At 34.4% G+C, this 24,548-nt stretch carries 19 protein-coding genes; 8 read left to right on the forward strand and 11 right to left on the reverse strand.

Annotation, left to right across the window (positions count from 1 at the left end; genetic code table 11):
- Positions 1 to 65: 65 nt before the first annotated feature.
- From IDG63_RS04255 to IDG63_RS04285, 7 genes are all read left to right on the forward strand, one after another.
- Entirely contained in the window at positions 66 to 623 is a 558-nt protein-coding gene (locus IDG63_RS04255; RefSeq protein ID WP_001641298.1) for an isochorismatase family protein, read from the forward strand.
- A gap of 275 nt (positions 624 to 898) precedes the next feature.
- On the forward strand, positions 899 to 2,254 hold the full coding sequence (gene brnQ1 / locus IDG63_RS04260) for a branched-chain amino acid transport system II carrier protein BrnQ1 (protein ID WP_000728169.1): 1,356 nt from the start codon (positions 899 to 901) through the stop codon (positions 2,252 to 2,254).
- 252 nt (positions 2,255 to 2,506) lie between these two features.
- Positions 2,507 to 3,691, forward strand: a complete 1,185-nt coding sequence (rocD, locus tag IDG63_RS04265) for an ornithine--oxo-acid transaminase (RefSeq protein ID WP_001084436.1) — start codon at positions 2,507 to 2,509, stop codon at positions 3,689 to 3,691.
- A 38-nt stretch (positions 3,692 to 3,729) separates the two neighbouring features.
- Positions 3,730 to 4,761, forward strand: a complete 1,032-nt coding sequence (gene argC / locus IDG63_RS04270) for an N-acetyl-gamma-glutamyl-phosphate reductase (protein ID WP_000598479.1) — start codon at positions 3,730 to 3,732, stop codon at positions 4,759 to 4,761.
- Positions 4,762 to 4,772: 11 nt separating this feature from the next.
- Positions 4,773 to 6,014: a bifunctional glutamate N-acetyltransferase/amino-acid acetyltransferase ArgJ gene (gene argJ, locus IDG63_RS04275; protein WP_000682608.1), complete on the forward strand. Its 1,242-nt coding sequence runs from the start codon at positions 4,773 to 4,775 to the stop codon at positions 6,012 to 6,014.
- Positions 6,015 to 6,029: 15 nt separating this feature from the next.
- Entirely contained in the window at positions 6,030 to 6,794 is a 765-nt protein-coding gene (argB, locus tag IDG63_RS04280) for an acetylglutamate kinase (protein ID WP_000668881.1), read from the forward strand.
- Between the two features lie 267 nt (positions 6,795 to 7,061).
- Positions 7,062 to 7,541, forward strand: coding sequence for a YagU family protein (locus IDG63_RS04285; RefSeq protein ID WP_072414225.1), 480 nt, complete (start codon positions 7,062 to 7,064; stop codon positions 7,539 to 7,541).
- A gap of 327 nt (positions 7,542 to 7,868) precedes the next feature.
- On the opposite strand, the gene ausB is transcribed toward IDG63_RS04285, so the two are convergent.
- The 10 genes from ausB to IDG63_RS04335 form a co-directional block, all read right to left on the reverse strand.
- Complete coding sequence (gene ausB / locus IDG63_RS04290; RefSeq protein ID WP_000215724.1) at positions 7,869 to 8,513, reverse strand: aureusimine biosynthesis 4'-phosphopantetheinyl transferase AusB; 645 nt, start codon at positions 8,511 to 8,513, stop codon at positions 7,869 to 7,871.
- Positions 8,514 to 8,525: 12 nt separating this feature from the next.
- Positions 8,526 to 15,701 (reverse strand): aureusimine non-ribosomal peptide synthetase AusA, encoded by a 7,176-nt coding sequence (gene ausA / locus IDG63_RS04295; RefSeq protein ID WP_001641296.1) that lies wholly within the window; start codon positions 15,699 to 15,701, stop codon positions 8,526 to 8,528.
- Between the two features lie 446 nt (positions 15,702 to 16,147).
- The gene (locus IDG63_RS04300) at positions 16,148 to 17,398 is read right to left on the reverse strand and encodes an MDR family MFS transporter (RefSeq protein WP_000826862.1); all 1,251 of its coding nucleotides are present in this window, start codon (positions 17,396 to 17,398) and stop codon (positions 16,148 to 16,150) included.
- 385 nt (positions 17,399 to 17,783) lie between these two features.
- Positions 17,784 to 18,809 (reverse strand): NAD-dependent formate dehydrogenase, encoded by a 1,026-nt coding sequence (locus IDG63_RS04305; RefSeq protein ID WP_000706138.1) that lies wholly within the window; start codon positions 18,807 to 18,809, stop codon positions 17,784 to 17,786.
- A gap of 172 nt (positions 18,810 to 18,981) precedes the next feature.
- Complete coding sequence (locus IDG63_RS04310; protein ID WP_001092004.1) at positions 18,982 to 19,341, reverse strand: Na-translocating system protein MpsC family protein; 360 nt, start codon at positions 19,339 to 19,341, stop codon at positions 18,982 to 18,984.
- Positions 19,342 to 19,557: 216 nt separating this feature from the next.
- Positions 19,558 to 20,589 (reverse strand): acyl-CoA/acyl-ACP dehydrogenase, encoded by a 1,032-nt coding sequence (locus IDG63_RS04315; protein ID WP_000171645.1) that lies wholly within the window; start codon positions 20,587 to 20,589, stop codon positions 19,558 to 19,560.
- A gap of 12 nt (positions 20,590 to 20,601) precedes the next feature.
- Positions 20,602 to 21,363 carry an ABC transporter permease gene (locus tag IDG63_RS04320; RefSeq protein WP_000197962.1) on the reverse strand — a complete coding sequence of 254 codons (762 nt, stop codon included), beginning with the start codon at positions 21,361 to 21,363 and terminating at the stop codon, positions 20,602 to 20,604.
- On the reverse strand, positions 21,360 to 22,334 hold the full coding sequence (locus IDG63_RS04325) for an ABC transporter substrate-binding protein (protein WP_000826672.1): 975 nt from the start codon (positions 22,332 to 22,334) through the stop codon (positions 21,360 to 21,362). The genes IDG63_RS04320 and IDG63_RS04325 overlap by 4 nt, the downstream gene beginning before the upstream one ends.
- A gap of 13 nt (positions 22,335 to 22,347) precedes the next feature.
- Positions 22,348 to 23,088: an ABC transporter ATP-binding protein gene (locus tag IDG63_RS04330; RefSeq protein WP_000590844.1), complete on the reverse strand. Its 741-nt coding sequence runs from the start codon at positions 23,086 to 23,088 to the stop codon at positions 22,348 to 22,350.
- Between the two features lie 341 nt (positions 23,089 to 23,429).
- Positions 23,430 to 23,942 carry a DUF4242 domain-containing protein gene (locus tag IDG63_RS04335; protein ID WP_000171919.1) on the reverse strand — a complete coding sequence of 171 codons (513 nt, stop codon included), beginning with the start codon at positions 23,940 to 23,942 and terminating at the stop codon, positions 23,430 to 23,432.
- Positions 23,943 to 24,120: 178 nt separating this feature from the next.
- On the opposite strand from IDG63_RS04335, the gene IDG63_RS04340 reads away from it, so the two are divergent.
- Positions 24,121 to 24,324, forward strand: coding sequence for a hypothetical protein (locus IDG63_RS04340; RefSeq protein WP_000356963.1), 204 nt, complete (start codon positions 24,121 to 24,123; stop codon positions 24,322 to 24,324).
- Here the strand turns inward: IDG63_RS04340 and IDG63_RS04345 are convergent.
- Positions 24,284 to 24,514 carry a hypothetical protein gene (locus tag IDG63_RS04345; RefSeq protein WP_001817591.1) on the reverse strand — a complete coding sequence of 77 codons (231 nt, stop codon included), beginning with the start codon at positions 24,512 to 24,514 and terminating at the stop codon, positions 24,284 to 24,286. The two genes, IDG63_RS04340 and IDG63_RS04345, sit on opposite strands and share 41 nt — an antisense overlap.
- Positions 24,515 to 24,548 lie beyond the last annotated feature (34 nt).

Here is a 24,548-nt window from a genome sequence, read left to right on the forward strand (position 1 = left end):
TTCATCGTATACAGGGTATAAGTTTAAGCGAATACTTTATTAAACGAAAAGGACTCTGATATAAGATGATTAATTTTAATAAAACCGCTTTAGTGTTAATCGACCTGCAAGAAGGTATACTTAAGATGGATTATGCGCCACATACAGCTGAAAATGTCGTTCAAAACGCTAATAAATTAATAAATGTTTTTAGAAAAAACAATGGCTTTATCGCTTTTGTTCGCGTGAATTTCTATGATGGTAAAGATGTATTGCAACCAAATGCAATGATCTCATTACCACCAAAAGAAGGCGACGACTACAGTCGTTTCCATCATTTATTAGACAAGAGAGATGACGATTTTGTCATAGACAAACGACATTTTAGTGCATTTGTAGGAACAGATTTGGACTTACAATTGCGACGTCGAGGAATTGATACGATTGTTCTTGGTGGTGTCGCAACGCATATTGGCGTAGATACGACAGCGCGAGATGCCTATCAATTAAACTACAATCAGTTTTTTGTTACAGATATGATGAGTGCACAAAACGAAACGCTACATCAATTTCCAATAGATAATGTATTCCCATTGATGGGACAAACAATAACTACAAACGACTTTCTAAATGTATTGAACTAAACATATACTTCCCCCCTTCAATCATGTTGAGGGGGATCTTTATTTCACAAAGTATTAATACGTCGGGTTGTCTAACCTTCTATATTTAACATATTCTATATCTGTTAAATCGTTCTTAACTTACGCCCCTACTACATAAAAAACAGTATTTATTCCGGAATTTTCAAAAAATTTAGTATTTATTGCAAAATTATGTATCACTTTATGTTTAATTTTTGATATTATCTTAATTAAGTAGATTTTTATAAGTTCTAAAAAGGAGAACAAATACATATATGAAGAAGAAACTAACATTTAAAGAAAACATGTTTATAGGTTCTATGTTATTTGGTTTATTCTTTGGTGCCGGCAATCTTATCTTCCCAATACACTTGGGTCAAGCTGCTGGTTCTAACGTTTTTATCGCTAACTTAGGATTTTTAATTACAGCAATTGGCTTACCATTTCTAGGTATCATTGCTATTGGCATTTCAAAGACATCTGGTTTATTTGAAATTGCATCGCGTGTTAATAAAACATATGCTTACATTTTCACGATTGCCTTATATCTAGTTATCGGACCATTTTTCGCCTTACCTAGACTGGCAACGACATCATTTGAAATTGCATTTTCGCCATTTTTATCACCAAAGCAAATCACTTTATATTTATTTATTTTTAGCTTCGTCTTCTTTGTGATTGCATGGTTTTTTGCGAGAAAGCCATCAAGAATTTTAGAATATATCGGTAAATTTTTAAATCCGGTATTCTTAGTATTATTAGCAATTATTTTATTATTTGCTTTTATCCATCCATTAGGTGGCATATCTGATGCACCTATTAGTAAACAATATCAATCACATGCCTTATTTAACGGCTTTTTAGATGGATACAATACCTTAGATGCGCTAGCGTCATTGGCATTTGGTATCATCATTGTTGCAACGATTAAAAAGTTAGGTATCGAAAATCCAACTGATATCGCTAAAGAAACAATTAAGTCTGGTACTATCAGTATCATTATGATGGGGATCATTTATACCCTACTAGCAATCATGGGTACATTAAGTATTGGTCATTTCAAACTTAGTGAAAATGGTGGTATTGCCTTAGCGCAAATTACGCAATACTACTTAGGTAACTACGGTATCGTCCTGTTGTCACTTATCGTTATGGTTGCTTGTTTAAAAACAGCCATCGGTTTGATTACGGCATTTTCAGAAACATTCGAACACCTTTTCCCTAAAATGAATTACCTAGCGATTGCAACAGTTGTAAGCTTTATTTCGTTCTTATTCGCGAATGTTGGTTTAACTAAGATTATTATGTACTCAGTCCCAGTGTTAATGTTCTTATATCCATTAGCAATTGCCTTGATTGTACTAACATTATTTAGTAGCAAATTCCATCATTCAAAAATTATTTATCAATGTACCATTTTCTTTACAATGATTGCTGCATTAGTAGATGGATTAAAAGCTAGTCCAGAGTTCATTTCAAGCACATCATTCTCACAAACTTTGATTAATTTCAGCCAAAAATATTTACCATTATCAGACATTGGTATGGGCTGGGTTGTTCTCAGTTTGATTGGTTTCATTATCGGCTTCATTATTTTTAAAATTAAGCATCGTAAAATTCCACAAGCATAATACTATGCCACAGTCATATGTTAAACATATGCTTGTGGCATTTTTTATTCATACTACATTAAACTGCAATCGTATACATACATATCAATGATTATCCACAAAAAATATTAGTACTTTCATTTTACAAATCACATTAATACAAACACAACCTTATCTTTATATTATTAAATTTACATTTGACACTTATATTGAACAACTGTAATATATTAATATTAATTCTTTAAATTGTATAAATATAAAGGAGGGAGACCGATGAATTCAATCATTGAATTAACTGATTATTATAGCTCTAATAATTATGCACCACTTAAGCTTGTCATTTCTAAAGGTAAAGGTGTCAAAGTTTGGGATACTGATGGCAAACAATATATAGATTGCATTTCGGGTTTTTCAGTTGCAAACCAAGGCCATTGTCATCCAACAATTGTTAAAGCGATGACAGAACAAGCTTCAAAGTTGTCTATCATTTCACGTGTCCTTTATAGTGACAATCTCGGGAAATGGGAAGAAAAAATTTGTCATCTTGCTAAGAAAGACAAAGTACTCCCCCTTAACTCTGGTACTGAAGCTGTTGAAGCAGCCATTAAAATTGCTAGAAAATGGGGCTCTGAAGTTAAAGGCATTACTGACGGACAAGTTGAAATCATCGCTATGAATAACAATTTTCACGGTCGTACACTTGGCTCATTATCACTATCTAACCACGACGCATATAAAGCAGGATTTCACCCCCTACTTCAAGGCACTACAACAGTAGATTTTGGAGACATTGAACAATTAACACAAGCTATTTCACCGAATACAGCAGCAATTATTTTGGAACCAATTCAAGGTGAAGGTGGCGTTAATATACCACCGAAAGGATATATTCAAGCTGTGCGTCAACTATGTGATAAACATCAAATATTATTGATTGCAGATGAAATTCAAGTTGGTCTTGGTAGAACTGGGAAATGGTTTGCTATGGAATGGGAGCAAGTTGTTCCAGACATTTATATTTTAGGTAAGGCATTGGGTGGCGGCTTATACCCTGTATCTGCTGTACTTGCAAATAATGATGTCATGCGTGTTCTAACACCAGGTACACATGGTTCGACATTTGGTGGTAACCCTTTAGCCATTGCAATATCGACGGCAGCGCTTGATGTACTTAAAGATGAACAACTGGTTGAACGATCAGAACGCTTAGGTTCATTTTTATTAAAAGCGTTGCTACAACTTAAACATCCTAGTATTAAAGAAATTAGAGGTCGTGGTTTATTTATAGGCATAGAGCTTAACACAGATGCTGCACCTTTTGTGGATCAACTGATTCAACGTGGAATCTTATGCAAAGACACGCATCGTACTATCATTCGATTGTCTCCACCTCTAGTCATTGATAAAGAGGAAATCCATCAAATTGTTGCAGCTTTTCAAGACGTTTTTAAAAATTAACAATTAATCATTTATATATGACATAGGAGGGATTCATGATGATTAAAGTAGGTATCGTTGGCGGTAGCGGTTATGGCGCAATTGAATTAATTCGATTGTTACAAACACATCCTCATGTAACGATTGCACACATCTACTCACATTCAAAAGTAGATGAACCGTTGAAATTAACATTTCCACATTTACAACATATTATACAACATTTCGAAGCACTTACAGTGGACAATAATGACTGTGATGTAATTTTCTTTGCGACACCAGCACCCGTAAGTAAAACATGTATCCCTCCCTTAGTAGAAAAAGGTATTCATGTTATCGATTTATCTGGCGCATTTAGAATTAAGAATCGTGAAATATATGAAGCATATTACAAAGAAACTGCTGCAGCACAAGATGATTTGAATCATGCTATTTACAGCATTTCAGAATGGCAATCGTTTGATAACAATGGAACGAAGCTCATTTCTAATCCTGGCTGTTTCCCTACAGCAACATTATTAGCATTACATCCACTTATTAGCGAAAAAATAGTAGATTTGTCATCTATTATTATTGATGCTAAGACCGGCGTGTCAGGTGCTGGTCGTTCATTATCACAACGTGTTCATTTTTCAGAAATGAATGAAAATCTAAGCGCTTATGCAATCGGAAACCATAAACACAAACCGGAAATCGAGCAATATTTATCTATCATTGCGGGTCAAGATGTATCAGTCATATTTACACCACATCTCGTACCAATGACACGAGGTATTTTATCAACAATATATGTCAAATTATCATCTGAATATACGACTGAATCATTACATAAATTAATGACCTCTTATTATGCTAATCAGCCATTTGTCAGAATTAGAGATATTGGGACTTTTCCAACCACAAAAGAAGTACTCGGTAGTAACTACTGCGATATCGGCATCTATGTAGATGAAACAACGCAAACAGCAATTTTAGTATCAGTGATTGATAACCTTGTCAAAGGCGCAAGTGGGCAAGCCATTCAAAATTTAAATATATTATATGATTTTGAAGTGACGACTGGCCTAAATCAATCACCAGTTTATCCATAAGGGGTGTTAGAATGAAACATCAAGAAACGACATCACAACAATATAACTTTTCAATTATTAAACATGGCGATATCAGTACACCTCAAGGCTTCACGGCTGGTGGTATGCACATCGGTTTACGCGCTAACAAAAAAGACTTTGGGTGGATTTACTCATCGTCTTTGGCAAGTGCAGCTGCCGTATATACTTTAAATCAGTTTAAAGCTGCACCACTTATTGTCACTGAAGACACTTTACAAAAGTCTAAAGGAAAATTACAAGCACTTGTTGTTAATTCAGCTAATGCAAATTCTTGTACCGGTCAACAAGGCATAGATGATGCACGACAAACACAAACATGGGTTGCTCAACAACTTCAAATACCATCTGAGCATGTTGCTGTTGCTTCAACTGGGGTCATTGGTGAATATTTGCCTATGGATAAAATTAAGACTGGGACCGAACATATTAAGGATGCTAATTTTGCAACGCCAGGTGCGTTTAACGAGGCAATTTTAACAACTGATACCTGTACAAAACATATCGCTGTATCACTAAAAATCGATGGTAAAACCGTTACAATTGGTGGTAGCGCCAAAGGTTCAGGTATGATTCACCCAAATATGGCTACCATGCTTGCTTTTATAACAACCGATGCATCGATTGAATCGAATACACTTCATCAATTATTAAAATCTTCGACTGACCATACATTTAATATGATTACTGTTGATGGCGATACAAGTACAAATGACATGGTATTAGTCATGGCAAATCACCAAGTTGAACACCAAATACTTAGTCAAGACCATCCACAATGGGAAACATTTGTTGATGCATTCAATTTTGTCTGTACATTTTTAGCTAAAGCTATAGCCAGAGATGGCGAAGGCGCAACAAAGTTAATCAGCGTCAATGTGTCAGGCGCTAAATCAATATCAGATGCAAGAAAAATCGGTAAAACTATCGTAAGTTCAAATCTAGTAAAATCAGCTATTTTTGGCGAAGATGCCAATTTTGGTCGAATCATTACAGCTATTGGCTACAGCGGATGTGAAATTGATCCTAACTGCACATATGTTCAACTGAACCAAATACCTGTCGTTGATAAAGGTATGGCTGTACTATTTGATGAGCAAGCTATGTCGAATACATTAACTCATGAAAATGTCACAATTGACGTTCAGCTTGGTTTAGGTAACGCTGCAGCGACTGCATACGGTTGTGATTTATCCTATGATTATGTGCGTATCAACGCATCATATCGAACATAAGGTGGTGTTGGTTAGATGAAATTTATTGTCATTAAAATTGGTGGCAGTACACTTAGTGACATGCATCCATCAATTATTAACAATATTAAGCATTTACGATTAAACAACATCTACCCTATTATCGTTCATGGCGGTGGCCCATTTATTAATGATGCATTATCAAACCAGCAAATCGAGCCACACTTTGTTAATGGCCTAAGAGTGACTGATAAAGCAACCATGACCATTACTAAACACACGCTCATTGCAGACGTTAACACTGCATTAGTAGCTCAATTTAACCAGCACCAATGTTCTGCGATAGGCTTATGTGGTTTGGATGCTCAATTATTTGAAATTAAACGTTTTGATCAACAATATGGATATGTCGGTGTCCCGACCGCTTTAAATAAGGATGCTTTACAGTATATATGTACTAAATTTGTACCTATCATCAATTCGATTGGTTTCAATAACCATGATGGAGAATTTTACAATATTAATGCTGACACGCTTGCCTATTTTATTGCATCATCATTAAAAGCGCCTATTTATGTATTAAGTAATATTGCAGGTGTACTCATCAATGATGTGGTTATACCTCAATTGCCATTAGTCGATATTCATCAATATATTGAACATGGTGATATTTATGGAGGTATGATTCCCAAAGTGCTAGATGCCAAAAATGCGATTGAAAATGGCTGTCCTAAAGTTATCATTGCATCAGGAAACAAGCCAAATATCATTGAATCTATTTACAATAATGATTTTGTTGGCACAACAATCCTTAATTCATAACTATGAAATTAAGGCCTAACAAGTTTTGACACGCGATGATTCCAGTTCGATTATCCATTGCGCTAAAACATTTATTTACCGTTCATCTCGTTAACAATTTTGAATACAGTACGATACAATATGAGATGTAAAAAACTAATAACCTTTTACAAATTTGTTTATCAAAATATTTTAAGTTTTGCAAAGCTTTTTATTGTGATTATTTTCACAAAATACTATAATGAGGATAGTAAATAGAGAGGAGTCCTTAAGTTGACGAAACGACAAATGGGTATATTCATTTATGCTGGAATTATCGGTGGCTTGTTATCTGGAATTGTAAAATTAGGTTGGGAAGTCATGTTTCCACCTCGCACACCAGAACGTAATGCAACGAACCCACCTCAAGAGTTATTGCAACAATTAGGATTTAGTAGTGAATTTACACATCAGACGTATACATTTTCAAATATGGAATTACCTTGGGTAAGGTTCATTGTTCACTTTAGTTTTTCTATCGTCATTGCAATTATTTACTGCATATTAGTTAAAAAATACGCTTACTTAGCAATGGGACAAGGTGCTGTTTTTGGTATTGCTATTTGGGTATTATTCCACCTTATCATTATGCCAATCATGCATACTGTACCTGCTGTGTGGGATCAACCATTCCAAGAGCATCTGTCAGAATTCTTTGGCCATATCGTCTGGATGATGACAATTGAATTAGTGCGACAACATTTTGTCTATCGCTATAAATTAAATTAATACACTGACTAACATTAACGTGAGTTTTAAATCATCGTTTGAGTATGATGATTGATGCTCACGTTATTTTATTAACTGACATGATATGATTCCAGCCAACTTACGTGAGCATTAAAGTCTCAAATGCGTCGTAACAAACTATTATTTTCGGTAATTTCAATATTGCTCAGTATATTTTCACCTTATCACTTACTTTAATCTCGTCATGATTTTGAATGATGCCATCGTGTATTCACCTTTCATTTTTCCAATAAAAAAACATCTAACAGTAAACATTTAGGCAGTATAGTTTAAAATCACTGCGCAATGATACTGTCAGACGTCATATTAACTACTCAATAACTGAAATACAGACACTTTTTTATAACCCCAGGGTGCCTGTCCTAAGAAACATACCTGTACCATAAACTGATCAAAAATAAATTGTTTGAACTTCACTTCACGTGATTGATAAAAGTGTGATTGTGTCATATCATAAATGTCCAATCCTTTGATTAAACCTTCACCAATCAATTTTGTAAAACTTTCTTTTTGTGTCCATATTTGATAAAAATCATTTAAACTACATATTTGATGTGCTTCGTTTGTAGAGAAACACGTCACTAACGTACGCCAGTCTAAACGTTGTGATATCTTTTCGATATCTATACCAACTGGTTCTTTATCGACAACACACACGATATAAGGATAACTATATGATAAGCTCACATAGATGGGCTGTCCATCACGATTGTGTTGAACAATATCTGCCTTACCTCGTGGCGAAATGTGATAATGCCATTCATGTGGTAATAAACCTGTGTCATGTTGAATTCCATATTGCACTAAAATATCTCCCAATCTGTGCATGAGTTTATCTTGATTGTATCTATAGTTGACTGTACGCGGTTTTTTATATGACCAACGACTTTGTGATATTAATTCTTCAATACTTTTCAAGTTACTCTGTAATTGCATTACAAATACTGTCATAACTTTCCCTACTTACTTATTGAATATTGTTTTGATATATTGTGCCCAATGATACAGCCAATTGTTAGTTATCGTTGGCCATTTTTCACTGATGTGATTCATTATTTTTAATGTTAATGTTGTATCTATCATTGCTAGTTGTTGTTCACGGTCAACACTAGTTAATCCAATCGTTTCGTACATGTCTTGTTTCTGTAAAATTTCATTAAATGATTCATCGCTGACGAGTTCAATTTCTTTGCGCTTAACGCATTCTAACAAAGATTTCACCGGCATTTTATTAGGTGATAGCACATGGTAAATGATTTGTGGTGTGTTGACTTGTGCTAATGCGACAATTTGTCTTGCAGTCGTATCCACAAAAGAAAAATCTACAGGCATTTCAGCCATGCTAACCCCGATACAATCCAGTTGTAACAAATCATTCATTACCATTGAAAAACGGTTAGTCTTTATATTTCTCATATGCCATCTTCCATTGTAAGGACTCGTCAAATTACCAACACGTACAATCCGACCATCTAAGCCATTATTTACAGCTTCTAATACTTTTAATTCACTATAAAATTTGCTCCGTGTATATGGTGATGTTAGTAGTTGCCCTTTATAGACATCCGCTTCTGAAAATGTCACATCTTCTGTGTCTATATCAAAATAAGTTCCCACACTTATCGTAGACACATATATTAACCTTGCATGATGTTGTTGTGCCAAACGTATGACATCAACAGTACCTTGAACATTTACTTTTTCAAATTCATCATCATCACCAAAGTGATCTGTACGAGCACCTGCATGAATAATCGTATCCATGTTTTCTGGTAAAACAACATCATCCATACACTCAAAATCACCAACAATGACTTCAATGTTTGATAACATCATTTCAACCGTCTCTTCTGAAAAATAATCATTTAAATTCGTCATCAACTTATACCATGCTATTTCCTCATTATCAGCACGTATGAAACAATAAATGCGATGACTGTATCCTTGTAGTGCTTCAATCAGATAAGCACCTAAAAACCCTGTAGCGCCAGTCAATAGTGTATTTCCTAGAGGTCGATGACTTAGACTATCCTCTAAAACACCCAAATTATAACGAGACATAACAATCTTTTGTAATTCCGAAAGATTATCCGGTAATGCAACTAATGATTGTTGATTTTGGTGCATATAATTAACAATCTGTCGCACGGTTTTATATTGGTATAATGTCTGCATTGAAATATGATGGCCAAATCGTTTTAAATGCGAGACAACTAACATCGCCTCTAATGAGTTACCACCAAGTTCAAAGAAATCATCGTCAACACCGACATCATTTTGTTTCAATACCTCTCCGAATACATCAACAAATGTCTGCTCAATTTCATTAGATGGTTCGCTATACACTTTATTAGACTGTTGTATAGGTGATGGATTTGGCAAACGCGTAGTATCCACCTTGTCATTCGTGGTTAATGGCATACAATCGATATGCGTTATAGTCTTAGGAATCATATACTTAGGCAGATGATCATTTAAATATTGCTTCAAATCCTGTTCCATTTGTTGCTCTCCGACATAATAAGCATTCAATATATCATGCGTATCAAAGTGACTTACTGTTACAACACAATCAGATATACCACGAATAGCTAATATTGCATTTTCAATTTCATCAAGTTCAATACGGTACCCGTTAACTTTCACTTGTTTATCTATTCTTCCTAAAAATTCAATTTGACCATCAGATGTATAACGTGCTAAATCACCACTATGATACAACTTTCCTTTACCAAATGGATTATTTTGCCATTTATCAGCCATTAATTCTGGACGGTTAATATATCCTATCGCTAAACTATCACCTGCAATACACAACTCGCCTGGCATACCAATACCGCATAACAAACCATCTGACATAATATACACTTGGATGTTAGATAAGGGTTTGCCAATTGGAATCGTCTCAGGTATCAAATCACCACAATGATGTGACCAATACGATGTGATGACTGTTGACTCAGATGGTCCATAGGCATTGAAATACGTGCCACAATGCTTCTCAATATATTTAACAAAGGATGCCGTACTAGTTGCCCCGCCTGTAATCAACTTTTCAATATAAAAGTCTTCCATAACACTACACATCTGTAACGGAATCGACGCAACCGTCACACGATGCTTATTAATGAGTTGTTGTAACTGTTCTGGATTAACACGTTCCTCTCTATCTGGAATCACAAGCGTATGACCATTTAACAAACAACAATAAATCTCCATAACTGATGCATCAAAAACAATATTTGCATGTTGCAAAAATACTTCATTGTCGCCTAATTGCAATTCAGTTGACCATGCATGCACTAAATTCAACAAATTTCGTTGTCGTATGGCAACCCCTTTAGGCATCCCGGTCGTACCAGATGTGTAAATAGCATACATCTCATTATCTAACATCGCTGTGTTTTCAAGTTGATTGCCATGTAAATCATCATATTGTTCATTTTCCTTTGATTCAACAAAGCCTTTAGCATTTTCCAATTGAATGACTGGTAATGTCGTTTCAATTTCAACGCCGTAAGACATGACTGCAGTTACTTTAGCATCCTCCAAAATTGCAGCTTGTCGTTTATTCGGAAAATCAATATCGATAGGTATATAAGATGCACCTACTTTAACTGTCGCCAACATCGCCGCAATCATTTCAAAACTACGTTCTGTAAACAAGGCAACCCGTTGACCATTGCCCACACCATTTGATAGGAGCATGTGCGCAATGGCATCCACATAGTTGCGTAATGTTTCATACGTCATTGTCAAATCATTCATGACTAGCGCAACATGATTACCTTGTCGTGAGACAACTTCATTAAAGTAACTTATGATAGATTTATTTCCCGGGACATTAAGCATTCGATCGTTAACATGCGTATTGACCCAATTTAGAAGTTCCTCCGTGCCGTTTGGTATATCACAAATTTGTAGTGTATCTTGATGCTTCAAAATATAATCAATCATAATCATACATTGATTACCCATGTGACGAACTGTTTCTGAGTGATATAAATCGGTATTATACTCGATATTGATTATATAGTCATCGCGATCTTCTTCAATGATGAAAGATAAATCAAATTTCGCCGTCACTGATTTGGGTTGAATGTGTGTTAATTTACTATGCCCAAAATGAGCATGATTCGTTTCATTGTTTTGTAGTACTAACATGACATCAAATAATGGATTCCGTGAGGCATCATGTGATTGATCTAAGTCATTTACTAAACATTCGAATGGGTATTCTTGATGCTCGTATGCCTCCAAACTCATTTCCTTAACCTCTTGTAAAAACTGTGTCCACATTTTATCAGGTGACGGTTGCCCTCTATATACCAACGTATTAGCAAACATGCCTAGCATTTGCTCCGTGCCTTTATGCATACGTGCACTCATCACACTACCGACAACAACATCATCTTTTCGAGCATATCTGCTTAACAACGTCATAACCACACTCATAAAGAACATAAAATCAGTAATTTGATGCTTTTCTACATACTTTTGAAGTAGCTGTCTCATTTGTTGATTCATTGTAAATGACATCATTGCTCCATTTGTCGTTTTAATATTTGGTCTAACATAGTCTGTCGGTAAGCTTAAAATAGGTACTTCATCTTTGAATTGAGATAACCAATATTGTCTATGTTTCGTCATATCACGATGCGACATCCACTCACTATAGTCTTTATATTGCAATTTAAGTGGTAACAATAATTTATGTTGATAAAGTGCGTTAAGATCATTCATTAATTGTATATTACTCATACCGTCATTAATGATATGATGTGTATCTATAAACAGGTATGCATGTAAGGGACTTCTAATGTATCTCACTCTAATTTGACTTGGCTTTTCCAAATTAAAAGGTGCCACAAATTGGCGCATAATTTCTTGTTCATCCGTAAAATGCGTGTTAACTTCTTCAAAGTCAGCTACAACATCTGCCACAATACGTTGTCGAACCTCATCATCTACAACAATATATTGTGTTCGTAGAATCTCATGTCGCGCTATCAAATGCTGAACTGCTTGTTGCAATTGAGCTACATTAAGTCCTGATGATAACCGCCATAAAAAAGGTACGTTATACACCGTATCTTTATGGTTTGATTTCCATAATAAATACATACGCTTTTGTGCAGAGCTCAGCACATAATCATCTTTAACTATAGCTTCTGGAATCACTTCATAGTTTTGTTCTTGAACCTTAGCAATCGCTTGTGCTAGTTCAAATACAGTTGGCTTTTGTAATAAATCACCAATTTGTAATCGTTTCCCAGTAGATGCCTCTATCCGATTCACCACTAACGTTGCTTTTAATGAATGGCCACCTAATTCAAAGAAATTATCATGAATACCTACTTGATTCACATGTAAAATATCTGCAAAAATTTGGCATAGCAAGTGTTCGGTATCTGTACTCGGTGCTACATAGGCATCCGTATCGACATAGTCCATGATAGGCAATGCCTTCTTATCTAATTTCCCATTAATAGTAATAGGAATTTGCTCAATATGCATGAAATTAACTGGTATCATGTACTCCGGTAAGGTCATACGTAATTGTGATTTAATCTTATTATGTGATAATGTATGCATCGCTTCATAATAAGCAACGATATACTGATCTTGATCATGATTTTGAACAATAACAACTGCTTTATTAATACCTTGTATACGCTCGAGCGCATGCTCAACCTCTGACAACTCAATCCTAAACCCTCGAATCTTAACTTGTTTGTCCTTTCGATATAAATAATCTATGTTGCCATCGGGTAACAAACGAACGATATCACCACTTCTATACATCAGCTGATTTATATTTGAATCTTTGATAAATTTATCTGCTGTCAATTCTGGCTGATTTAAATAACCTGCAGCTAACCCAAAGCCACTTGTACATAATTCTCCAGGAATACCAACGCCACATCGACGCTCGCCTTGCATGATATAAACATGAGTACCAAGAATCGGTTTACCAATAGGAATACGATTTGGAACTTTGTTAGGTATATTATACGTCGTTGTAAATGTTGTATTTTCAGTTGGTCCATAACCATTAATAATTTGAGGATGCTTCGGTTTTTGATTAAGCAAATCCACCCACTTAGCATTCAATACTTCTCCACCAATTAATAAATACTTTAACGGTGCCAATACTTCTATTCGTTCACTAGCAATCTGATTAAATAATGAGGAGGTTAACCACATAGTATTAACGTCATTTTCATTGATTAATTGTTCTACCGCTATTGGATTTAATAATTGTTCTTTTTTAGCAACAATCAGCTTTCCACCATTGAGCAATGCACCATATATTTCAAATGTTGCAGCATCAAAGGCTATAGTTCCTGATAACAAAATCGTCGTCTCTTCATTTAATGGTACATAATGATTTTGATGGACCAAGCGAACAATACCTCGGTGCGGAATTAGTGTCCCTTTAGGGTTACCAGTTGTCCCCGACGTGTAAATAACATAAGCATGATCTTCTAACGTGTTACATTTAGAAAGATTATCAATATTTTTCCACGCTATCTTATTCAAATCAATGTGATTAATATTTTGTTTACCATTTTCATATAAAGCTTGGTACGTTATTACAACTTTAGGCGTTGCATCTTTTAAAATGTACTCCTGACGATCACTTGGATAGTTCGGATCAATTGGCACGTAAGCCCCACCAGCTTTCAACACACCTATCATCGCTATTATCATCTCAATACTTTTTTCAGCTATGACAGCGACACGATCATTAGGTTCAACACCATACTGGTTTCTCAAACGGTGTGCTAAATCATTCGCGCGTGCATTCAATGTTTGATATGTTATAAACACTCCGTCAAATTGCACAGCGACATGATTCGGCGTTGCTTCAACTTGTTGCTCAAATAAGGTAACAACTGTTTGCGCATCATCTATCTCAGGCAAACTTAAATTGATATCGTCATATAATTGAATATCACGTTCTGTCATCAAATTAAGTTCATCTACAGTTGTTCGTTTATTTCCATTTTCTTCAGTAATTTGCAAATAAATATTTCGAACTAAGTCACTCAGCGTCTCGATTGAGAGCAAATCATATGCTGCACTGTTATATATAATTTTGAACCCGTGTTGATGTGGAAAAATTTCAATATCCGCTAAAGATGTATGTGCATCATGTATTTGATGTACATCCTCAATAACATCATTACAACAAGACATCATATGATGATAACAATGAAAAATAGTCTCTAGTGAAAGCGAAGACTTCGCGCACTGTAATTGCGACATATTTTGCAACACACATTTATTAAAATCTGTTGTAAAACGTTGACATACATCTTTTGCATCGATTGTTAACGTTAACGGCACAATATTTCCGTGTAAATCATTTGGTAAATGTGATGGTACATGTATACCTAATGTGACATCATGTTGTTGACTCATTATATGATTAGCTAAATACACACTAACAGCCAACGATGCCATATCTATTGATGTCATATCATCAATCAAATACGTTTGATATAAAGCTTGCTCAAATGGATGCTTAATTGGTAAATAACTATCAATATGGATGTCAGAGTTATTCTCTAACCGAAAATAGTTTGAGTCTAATGCTATATGCGATGCATCTTGATTGTCTTTATCATCATTTCTATTTAAATGTGCATGCTGTCGAGTATTGTTAATAACAGTATTGCCACGATATGCATTGCATAAATCATCAAGAAAAATATCAATTTGACTATCATCGAAAATGGACACATGAAAATCTAATAGTATATATGCAGCATCAGCGAACTGAAACAATTTAAATTTGAATAAAGGTGAATCATTAAAATGGTAAGTACTTAATTCTTGCTTAAAAAAAGCTTCTAAATCATAGTTTGCGGAAGAAGTTGGAACTTGTTTTATCTCAATAAAAGGCAGAAATTCATGAAGTATCATTGTTAAATTGTCATCGGTAGTAACATCAAAAAAATGTCTTATAGATGCATGTTGTTGCACAATTGTCGATAATGCATACATCATTTTAGTAGCTTCAACATTTTTAGCGAGTTTAACCCAATACGCATTACGGTGTGTCGTTGATTCTGTATTATTTTTGTATATACGAAAATATTCCTGTTGAAATCTCAAATTACCCATAATCATAAAAAGTCCTTCTTTCATATCATAATACTCATTACTTACTGAAATTGCATGATGATATGATAACCGACGAAATGTTAATTAACTCGTTATGTAATGATTAATATAAAACACCATTCGCAACATATGAGCGATATATTCTACCCTAAAATACATCTTGTATCATCGTTACAATTGGTATATTTTTCAATGTAAATTACATACATCTTCGATAAATAGCACACTACAACTCGTTAATCACTTTCTGTTGTTCATATCTCATTGCAAATTCAATATTGTTGTTACAAAATATCCATGAAGCAAGTTTATATTAAACAAACAACTCGCATAAAACAATTGTTATCCTTAAATTTTAACAAATTCTTAATAAATTTATCTCTATTTTAATTACGACCAAATTAATAGGTTTTCAATATAAAAAGATGCATAAAATAAATATTTAAATAAATTCAATTTGTATTCACTTGTTTTTGTCCCCCGAATACACCAGCAACAAGCATGCTAGCACCAATTGTTAAAACGATAAACATATACAGTCCCATTTGTAATGACGTTAAGAAAACACCCAACACAATCCCTAACCTAGCTAGTGTTTCTGAAAAATGAATACCTAATGCATTAACTGCACTATATGTTCCTCTTTTAGCTTTAGGAATAATTTTAAAGCGTTGTTCTGAAACTATAGGCGAATAAATAATCTCACCTACAGTCGCAATTATCATAAAAACAACTAATAAGCCAAACTGATTAAGATAGGTTAGACCACTATAGCCAACAATATAAATCAGCAAACCAGTGATTAAAGCTTTTTTAAAATCTATTTTCAATACAACTTTCGAGATTGAATACGTGAGTAAAATGACGACGACCGTATTAATCATTAGCAAGATTGCTAACATCTTAGCACCTGTAATATCATATGAACCTATACTTATTGTTTCAAACTGATCCTTTAGTCTAATAGCAATATATGAGGAGATTGAAAATTCACCCATCATGATGATACTGAACCCCGAAATCAATAACATATAATTACGGTCTTTCAAAACTAATTTATAACTGCGAAATATATTCATTATTTGTAATTTTTGATAACGACTTGCATGCCTCTTGTCATCACTTTGCTTTACTTGATTTCGGTCTTGAGGTAACCAAATATATAAAATAAAGAGTACAATTAAAAATATACAAGCTGCTATTAAGAAAAGTAGTAACATACTGTAGCCATACATCAAGCCACCTAACAATGCCCCAATAGCTACCGATAAGTTCGTCATCCAATAGCTAATCTTGTAAATATAATGTTCCACGTCTTCGGTAATTGCATCCATAATTAATGTGTCCATAACTGGAAATTGTAATCCCCAAACGATTGTAAATATGGCATATGCAACACAAAAACCAATAATTTGCCACAATTGATGTGACCCAAATACGCCCATGAACACAAGCATTATCACCATCGTCGCTTGATAAATAAGTACTAGCAACTTTTTCGGAAAAATCTCAATAAGGTAACCAGATATAATGGACAATGGAAATTTTAGAACCACTAAACCAACAAGATATATACCGACAATTGATTGACTTAACATATCTGTTAAATATAGTGCTATAAACGGTATAAATGCTGTCGTAATAATTAGCTGTAAAAAATTGCTAATCAATCGTACTTTCAAAGTCGTACTTAAGCGTTTCATTAATAACTACACCCCTATCCACATATATACACACTACCATTTATATAAAATCTATTATTAGATTATACGTTGAAACAAAGAATTTTTAGTTATACAAAGTTATTTAACAAACAAATGCATCGATTTTACAATGCATCTTGCATATAATGCCTCAAAAAAATTAGCACTATATGACTATATATTATTCCAAATGAATGAAATTTATCAATAATTGCGTAAGTGAACACATATGTGCGTAAATGTTAAATCATTGTCCTAACATAGCCGTGACTATACTTAGATGTAATCATAAAAAAACTACTGCCATCTTTACAACAGCAGTAGTGCTTATATGATTCATTTATATAAAATTGAAAGCGTTAATCGCTAGCCCAGCATCCTTATTCTATTTAGCTGTATAACTTTTACTAGCAATACGACCACTTGCAACAATAATATCTTTATCTTGGAAAGGTTCATGATTGAAGAAACGCTCTAAAATATCTTTAACTCCATCTTCAATACGTTTTTGTGCTTCTAAAGTCATACCTGAATAGTGAACCGTCATAGCATTTCTAGGCATTGTTCTCCATGGATGATCAGCAGGTGCAGGTTGTGGATACCAAACATCACCAGCATATCCTTGTAAATGCTCGGATGCTAACGCTTCAACTAACGCATCGCGATTTACAATTTTACCACGTGCAGTATTCACTAAATAACTGTGTTTTTTCATACGACTTAAAACATCTTTATCAAATAAGTTATCAGTTTCTGGTGTTAATGGTGCATGAATTGTAATCGCATCACTTGTTGAAACAAGTTCATCAAAGCTTACAAATTTAGACAATTTATGGTCTTGTTGATTGATTGGATCATAGTGTTGTAATGTTACATTAAATGGCGCTAATCTTTCAGCAACAAGTTGTCCAATTCGACCAAATCCAAAAATACCAATTGTTTTGTGTTGTAATTCATGCGCATGATTACCTACTTGAGACAAGTTCCATTCACCTTCTACTGATTGACGATGACCTTCTTCATAGTTTCTAAGAAGTATTAATAAATCCATAACCGCATGTTCTGCCACACTAACTGTATTACTTCCTGTAACTTCAACGACACCAATATTGTGTTCACTTGCTGCCGCTAAATCTACATGGTCAGATCCTACACCTGCTGTAATTGCTAATTTCAAGTTCGATGCTTTTTCAATACGTTCACGAGTCATATATGCAGGATAAAATGGCGCACTAATAATCACATCCATATCTGGTAAATGTTTATCTAAGTCTTCACCATTATCTGCTAATATAATGAACTCATGTCCTCTTTCCTCTAAAAATGTTTTTAATCCTAATGCTTTTTTAGTATTAAGTAATTGATTTTCTTGACCTTCTACTGCTTCTGGAAATAACGCTACGATTTTCATATCCATCTCTCCTAAATGATAAATTTTGACTTCCTTAAAGTACGTGTTGCATGTTGCTTGTTTTAAAAATATGACAAAAAAACGGCACCGTTTGACATACCACCCCCTTGAATTATTGTTAAATTCAAAGCGAAGTTAGCAAACAGCACCGTGTACCTTACACCAGCAACACTTATTCTATTGACTTATCGAAAACAAATATTGAAATGACTTCATCATCATTCAAATCAATATCTGTAAATAATTTTACGAACTTAGCGCCTACAAGACTTTCCATCTCATTTACATCTATTTCTTTATACATCTGTTTAATCTTCTCTGTGCGTGTATAATGGAGCATCGATTCATTGCGTTTGTCGTTTAGGTAAAAACTCTCAACTTTACTCAAAACACCTGTCATATGTGCAATCGCCCAATTATCTTTAAACGACACTCGAATACTATTGGGTCCTTTACCCACGTATTCTTTACGATAAGATCTTACTAGATTCGAGAATTGTTGTTCTTTAGTATGCGTATCTATAGTATTCACCTTCTTTAAAATAAGAAGTTCATTAATTGTTCACATTTTCATTATACACCTTATTAACACTTTTTCAATGATAACGATTATTATTATTACGAAATGTATATTTTCCTAGTTAAAAGGATATAACAAATAAACAGAAAATGTTTATAAACTAAGATTTATATTATTTTAAAAAATGTTTCAACAAACGCATCTAAACAACAAATTAGCATATCATACTTACCCCTTCAACTCTGCCTCAAGTTTACCTAAATGTCTTAATGTTGGTGTCAATGCTGCGAAGAAGAATCCTTCTTTTAACTTGCGAACTTGTGGCGAATATGGTGTGTACGCTCTTGAACCACCATTGACAACAGAAGCTTGATTTACATCTAACAATAAATAGCCAATGTCCTTCTTCAATGATATTAATTCACTTAAATGTGAAGTTAAGTTACCGTCATCTAATATTGCATAATATTCCTCTCTAAGTTGACGATAACGTTTTTTAAAAGCTTCAACATCATACTCTAAATATTGATTTATTCCGTTTTGCGCATTTGAAAATGCATCAATTAACTCTAAAGAACTTTTAATTGAGCCTAATCCTATTGGAATTTGATAAGCAATAAATTGTGGGCGAATAGTTGCCGCAAACTGCTTTGCATCATGCGTGATAATTTGTGATTGTGGCACTACGACTTGATTCAAAGTAATTTGATACGTAGCCGAGCCATTTACTCCTAAAAAGTTTGTTTTTTCAACGAGAGTGATACCATCTTGATTGGCACGTAGAATGAACATGACAAATTCATCTGATGATTCATGTTTCGAAATCGCACCAAAATAATGGTCTTCTTGAATATTACTTACAGCTGGCATACGTCCACTGACAACCAATTGTCCATCAACATAAGTGTGTTCAAGGTTCAACTTTTCTAAATCATTAAATGACTTCATCGGATTAGACAATCCGGTAGCACCTAATATTTCTCCAGATAACAATTGCTGTTGTAAGTCATTATTTAAATGTGGCTGCGTGGCATTTTCTAAATACGTTGAAAAAGCTAATTGGCACCATAAACAAAATCCTGTTGTCAAACAAGACTGCGATACAGCTTCGATTACTTCAGCATTTTTTCTCAATGCCGCCTCACCGAAATAACCATCTACAAATAATTGTTGAATAAATGTTCTCGGATAATACGTCCCTTCATCAACTTCTACTAAATGAGGATCTAATTGTTCTTTGATAAGCGTTTCTAAAGTCATCATCATCTCTCCTTATTCACCAAATCTTCTAAGTATAAACTGCTCAATATAACTAATGAATCGATCAATAATAAAACCAAATAATCCGATAAAGAATATTGCTGCTAAAACATCTTCTAAGTTCAACATATTTCGTGCATCAACGATTAAAAAACCTAATCCCGATTGTGCACCAATCATTTCACCAGAAACTAAAAATATCCAACTTGTTCCTACCGCCATATGTATCCCAGCCATGATTTGTTTAAATGCCCCGGGAAATAATATATTGCGATACAATGACCACCCAGTTAAATTTAAATTTGTCGCTATTTTTAAATATTGAGGTTCAATGTCTCTAACGCCTTTAATAGTATTGAATACAATTGGGAAAAAAGCGGCGATAAAAATAATCGCAATCGCTGGCAAACTACCAATACCAAACCATAGAACAACAAATGGTGCCCATGCTATCGGAGATATCGGCCTAATCAATTGAAATAGCGGTTCGATAGCGTTGTATAGCCAACGATTCCTTCCAAGCAAGAAGCCCAATGGAATAGCAACCAACAATGCGACAACAAAGCCCGCTACAAATCTCCATAAACTAATTGCTAAATGTTGGAAAATTTCTCCAGTAACAATGAAAGTCCATATACTTTTTCCTACAAGAGCAGGACCAGGTAACAATACAGGTTGGTAATGCCCAATAATAATGACCATTTCCCAAATGCCTAAGAAAATAATAAATGTGATAATAGGTAATATAAATTTGTTATTTGTGGGACGTGTCATGAACGCGATGCCTCCTTATACAATGACGGTTCAACAAAGTCATCATATGCAGGTGGATTAAACAAATGATGTTGTTTTACCAATGTCGTAATTTCTTGATAGCCGGATGGCTTAATTGTTAAATCACCATAGGATGTCCATGCCGCTGACTGTGTTAAAACGTCACGACTTTGTTTAAAATGATGCGTCATAATGTCTACACTTTGCTTGCGATCATTCATTTTAAAGCCAGACTTTTTATAATCTTGTACAAATGCTTGCGCTACATCCTTGTGTTGATCAAGCAATTCCCCTCTCAGTACTAGCACACAGCAATACGCATCAGATATAACGTCATCACCATGTTTCAAAGTCTTACCTTTGCCTAACTTTTCACCCAGTGCACCGAATGGTTCGGCTACAGAATACCCTGTAATTCTGTGTTCACTCAATGCGGCTGGCATTTCTGCTGGCGACATTTCATGATAGCTAAAATGCCCCGGTTTAATCTTTAATTGTTTACGTAATTCCTCAAGTAAAAGATAATGTGTTGAATAACGATGTGGTATACCAAAATGGTAATCATCGCCATTATTATTAAATTCATTTAAGTGCATACCTTTTTGTCCCATAATGACATTGCCTTCATGATGGCCCAATGCCACAGCCTTTATATTTGAGCCCTTCTGTTTTGATTTCATCGCCAGCTCTATTAAAGTTGATGCACCATCAATACGACCACTGTTTAATGCGTCCATTAAATCTGGCCAATTATTGAATTTAACTAATTCTAGTTTATATTTCGGATGATTGTATTGTGATAATAATTTTTTAGTCATCATCAAATTAGCTGAATGTGTAATCGGCAAATATCCAATTTTAATCACTTGCTGATTTTGGGCATTTTTAGACGGTTCTTTAGACGTCCTTTGCCAATCACATCCTGTAATTATAAAGATTCCAATGATGACGATTATGCTTAACCTTTTCATCGTCACTCACTCCTTATAAATAATATTCAGGTTCAACTTGATGATGATTCAATGCAAATGTTTCCATAATTTCATTACGAATCTTAAGTAGGTGGCTATCATTACGACTGCGTGGATGTGATGCTGTAATTTCATATTGAGAAATAATATTGCACCCTTCACCTAACAGAACAATGCGGTCGGAAAGATAAATAGCTTCATCAATGTCATGCGTCACTAAAATAATAGTTGATTGCGTTTTATGTTTTAGTTGCACTAGTTGATCCTGAAGTTTATAACGTGTAAATGCATCTAATGCACCTAATGGCTCATCCATCAATATAACGTTAGGCTTATGCACATGCGCTCGACATAGTGCCACACGTTGTTTCATACCCCCGGACAGTTGCTCGGGAAAATGCTTTCCCCTGCCTTCTAAATCAACTAATTTAAGCTGTGCGTTAATCTCTTCATCACTAATTTTCTGTTGGAATCCAATCCTAATGTTGTCATTAATCGTTTTCCATGGCAGCAGATTATGATGTTGAAATAGCATTAAACAATCTGGAGACGGCTGTTGTTTAATTTCGTTATCAATAATGACACGACCAGATGATGGATGAATAAATCCACCGATGATATTGAGTAAAGTAGACTTCCCGCAACCACTTTTCCCTATGAAAGTGACTATTTCTCCCTTACTAATGTCCAAATTAAAGTTATGAATTACTTTATGTGATCCAAAGTGATGTTGTAATTGTTGAATTTTAATCATGACAAGCCCCCTTTTAATCCCTACTATTTTAATAGGAATTAAGTGTATATCTAAAGGGCTATGCCAAACACAGCCCTTATATCGTGAATTGTTATATCTATAGATGATTATGGTTTGGTATGAGTGCTCTTATAACATAAGCGTTATTCAATTAACGACGTTATATTAATTTCAGCTCTACTAAATTTCAATAAAATGATTGTTTTAGACAATACTTGCATTTAGTTCATTAGTTTCTTCATATCAACTACTTACATTTATAGCATTGAGCTATTCTAATTAACTGCAATCGAAATCCACGCCAAACCTATATACATATATCTCATCAACTTGTTGTCTTATTAAAGTTTTTCGATGCCATCAATCGGTGTATCAACTGCTTTGCGCGCGCGACGTACCGCTTCTTCATCAGGTGCGTTGTATAAACAAATACATTTAGACATATCTTCACATACATATGTGCGTTTAAATTCAACTTCTGGCACTTCTTCATAATGAACAGAATTTTTCTTTTTACGTGCTAAATATTGATCCATCGTAATGCCTTCCGGAATGTTCCAAGTTACAAGGTAATCAACATGTGCATCACCATTTTTAACTTCATCTAAATCTTTACCAACTAAGCGTACTTCTTTGACTAATTGAATACTAATATCTGCTTCTGTTAAAAATTGTTTAGCTTCTGCTTCGTCATTTGCTTCCACAATAAAATAACCATGAGTTAAATTTTCAGTAGCTTGTACTTCAATTAATGTTGGAATTGTCTTCGTAGATAGTGATGCTGCCTTTGCTTCTAGTTCTTCTTTCGTTGATGCAAAATCAAGATTGTTAGCTTCTAATAAAAATAATGTCATTAATAAGACCTCCTATAACAATGGTTGAAAAAATATTACTATAATTCTTATCGGATTACAAGGATATTGAGCGTTTTTTTTAAATATTTAGATAAAATTCTGTAAAATATATTTTCAAAGAGTATAAAAATCATGTTAGGGTATAAGTAAATAAACATATATATAGGGGGCTATCATTATGGATAAAGAATCTGTCGTAGCAAGTTTAGCTAGAAACAAAAAGATTGCTGTAGAAACAATGGCCGGTCAAAGGTACATCATAGAACGCATTTTACATACAAATGATGAAAAACATATTCATATTTTGAAACCTAAAGATGTCGTGTTAGATGTAGATAGCATCAAAGAAATTGACGAAAATCATTTAAATGATGCAACATAATCCAAAACAAACGTGGGAGTGGGACAGAAATGATATTTTCGCAAAATTTATTTCGTTGTCCCACCCCAACTTGCACATTATTGTAAGCTGACTTTCCGCCAGCTTCTATGTTGGGGCCCCGCCAACTTGCATTGTCTGTAGAAATTGGGAATCCAATTCCTCTTTGTTGGGGCCCATCCCCAACTTGCATTGCCTGTAGAATTTCTTTTCGAAATTCTCTGTGT

The organism is Staphylococcus sp. EG-SA-14 (assembly GCF_017151935.1).
In the GTDB taxonomy this organism is placed as follows: Bacteria; Bacillota; Bacilli; order Staphylococcales; family Staphylococcaceae; genus Staphylococcus; species Staphylococcus aureus.

What these genes read in the sequence shown, in the direction of transcription:
- IDG63_RS04255 (WP_001641298.1), top strand. Translation starts at nt 66, where the DNA reads ATGATTAATTTTAATAAAACCGCTTTAGTGTTAATCGACCTGCAAGAA.
- brnQ1 (WP_000728169.1), top strand. Translation starts at nt 899, where the DNA reads ATGAAGAAGAAACTAACATTTAAAGAAAACATGTTTATAGGTTCTATG.
- rocD (WP_001084436.1), top strand. Translation starts at nt 2,507, where the DNA reads ATGAATTCAATCATTGAATTAACTGATTATTATAGCTCTAATAATTAT.
- argC (WP_000598479.1), top strand. Translation starts at nt 3,730, where the DNA reads ATGATTAAAGTAGGTATCGTTGGCGGTAGCGGTTATGGCGCAATTGAA.
- argJ (WP_000682608.1), top strand. Translation starts at nt 4,773, where the DNA reads ATGAAACATCAAGAAACGACATCACAACAATATAACTTTTCAATTATT.
- argB (WP_000668881.1), top strand. Translation starts at nt 6,030, where the DNA reads ATGAAATTTATTGTCATTAAAATTGGTGGCAGTACACTTAGTGACATG.
- IDG63_RS04285 (WP_072414225.1), top strand. Translation starts at nt 7,062, where the DNA reads ATGGGTATATTCATTTATGCTGGAATTATCGGTGGCTTGTTATCTGGA.
- ausB (WP_000215724.1), bottom strand. Translation starts at nt 8,513, where the DNA reads ATGACAGTATTTGTAATGCAATTACAGAGTAACTTGAAAAGTATTGAA.
- ausA (WP_001641296.1), bottom strand. Translation starts at nt 15,701, where the DNA reads ATGATTATGGGTAATTTGAGATTTCAACAGGAATATTTTCGTATATAC.
- IDG63_RS04300 (WP_000826862.1), bottom strand. Translation starts at nt 17,398, where the DNA reads ATGAAACGCTTAAGTACGACTTTGAAAGTACGATTGATTAGCAATTTT.
- IDG63_RS04305 (WP_000706138.1), bottom strand. Translation starts at nt 18,809, where the DNA reads ATGAAAATCGTAGCGTTATTTCCAGAAGCAGTAGAAGGTCAAGAAAAT.
- IDG63_RS04315 (WP_000171645.1), bottom strand. Translation starts at nt 20,589, where the DNA reads ATGACTTTAGAAACGCTTATCAAAGAACAATTAGATCCTCATTTAGTA.
- IDG63_RS04320 (WP_000197962.1), bottom strand. Translation starts at nt 21,363, where the DNA reads ATGACACGTCCCACAAATAACAAATTTATATTACCTATTATCACATTT.
- IDG63_RS04325 (WP_000826672.1), bottom strand. Translation starts at nt 22,334, where the DNA reads ATGAAAAGGTTAAGCATAATCGTCATCATTGGAATCTTTATAATTACA.
- IDG63_RS04330 (WP_000590844.1), bottom strand. Translation starts at nt 23,088, where the DNA reads ATGATTAAAATTCAACAATTACAACATCACTTTGGATCACATAAAGTA.
- IDG63_RS04335 (WP_000171919.1), bottom strand. Translation starts at nt 23,942, where the DNA reads ATGACATTATTTTTATTAGAAGCTAACAATCTTGATTTTGCATCAACG.
- IDG63_RS04340 (WP_000356963.1), top strand. Translation starts at nt 24,121, where the DNA reads ATGGATAAAGAATCTGTCGTAGCAAGTTTAGCTAGAAACAAAAAGATT.
- IDG63_RS04345 (WP_001817591.1), bottom strand. Translation starts at nt 24,514, where the DNA reads ATGCAAGTTGGGGATGGGCCCCAACAAAGAGGAATTGGATTCCCAATT.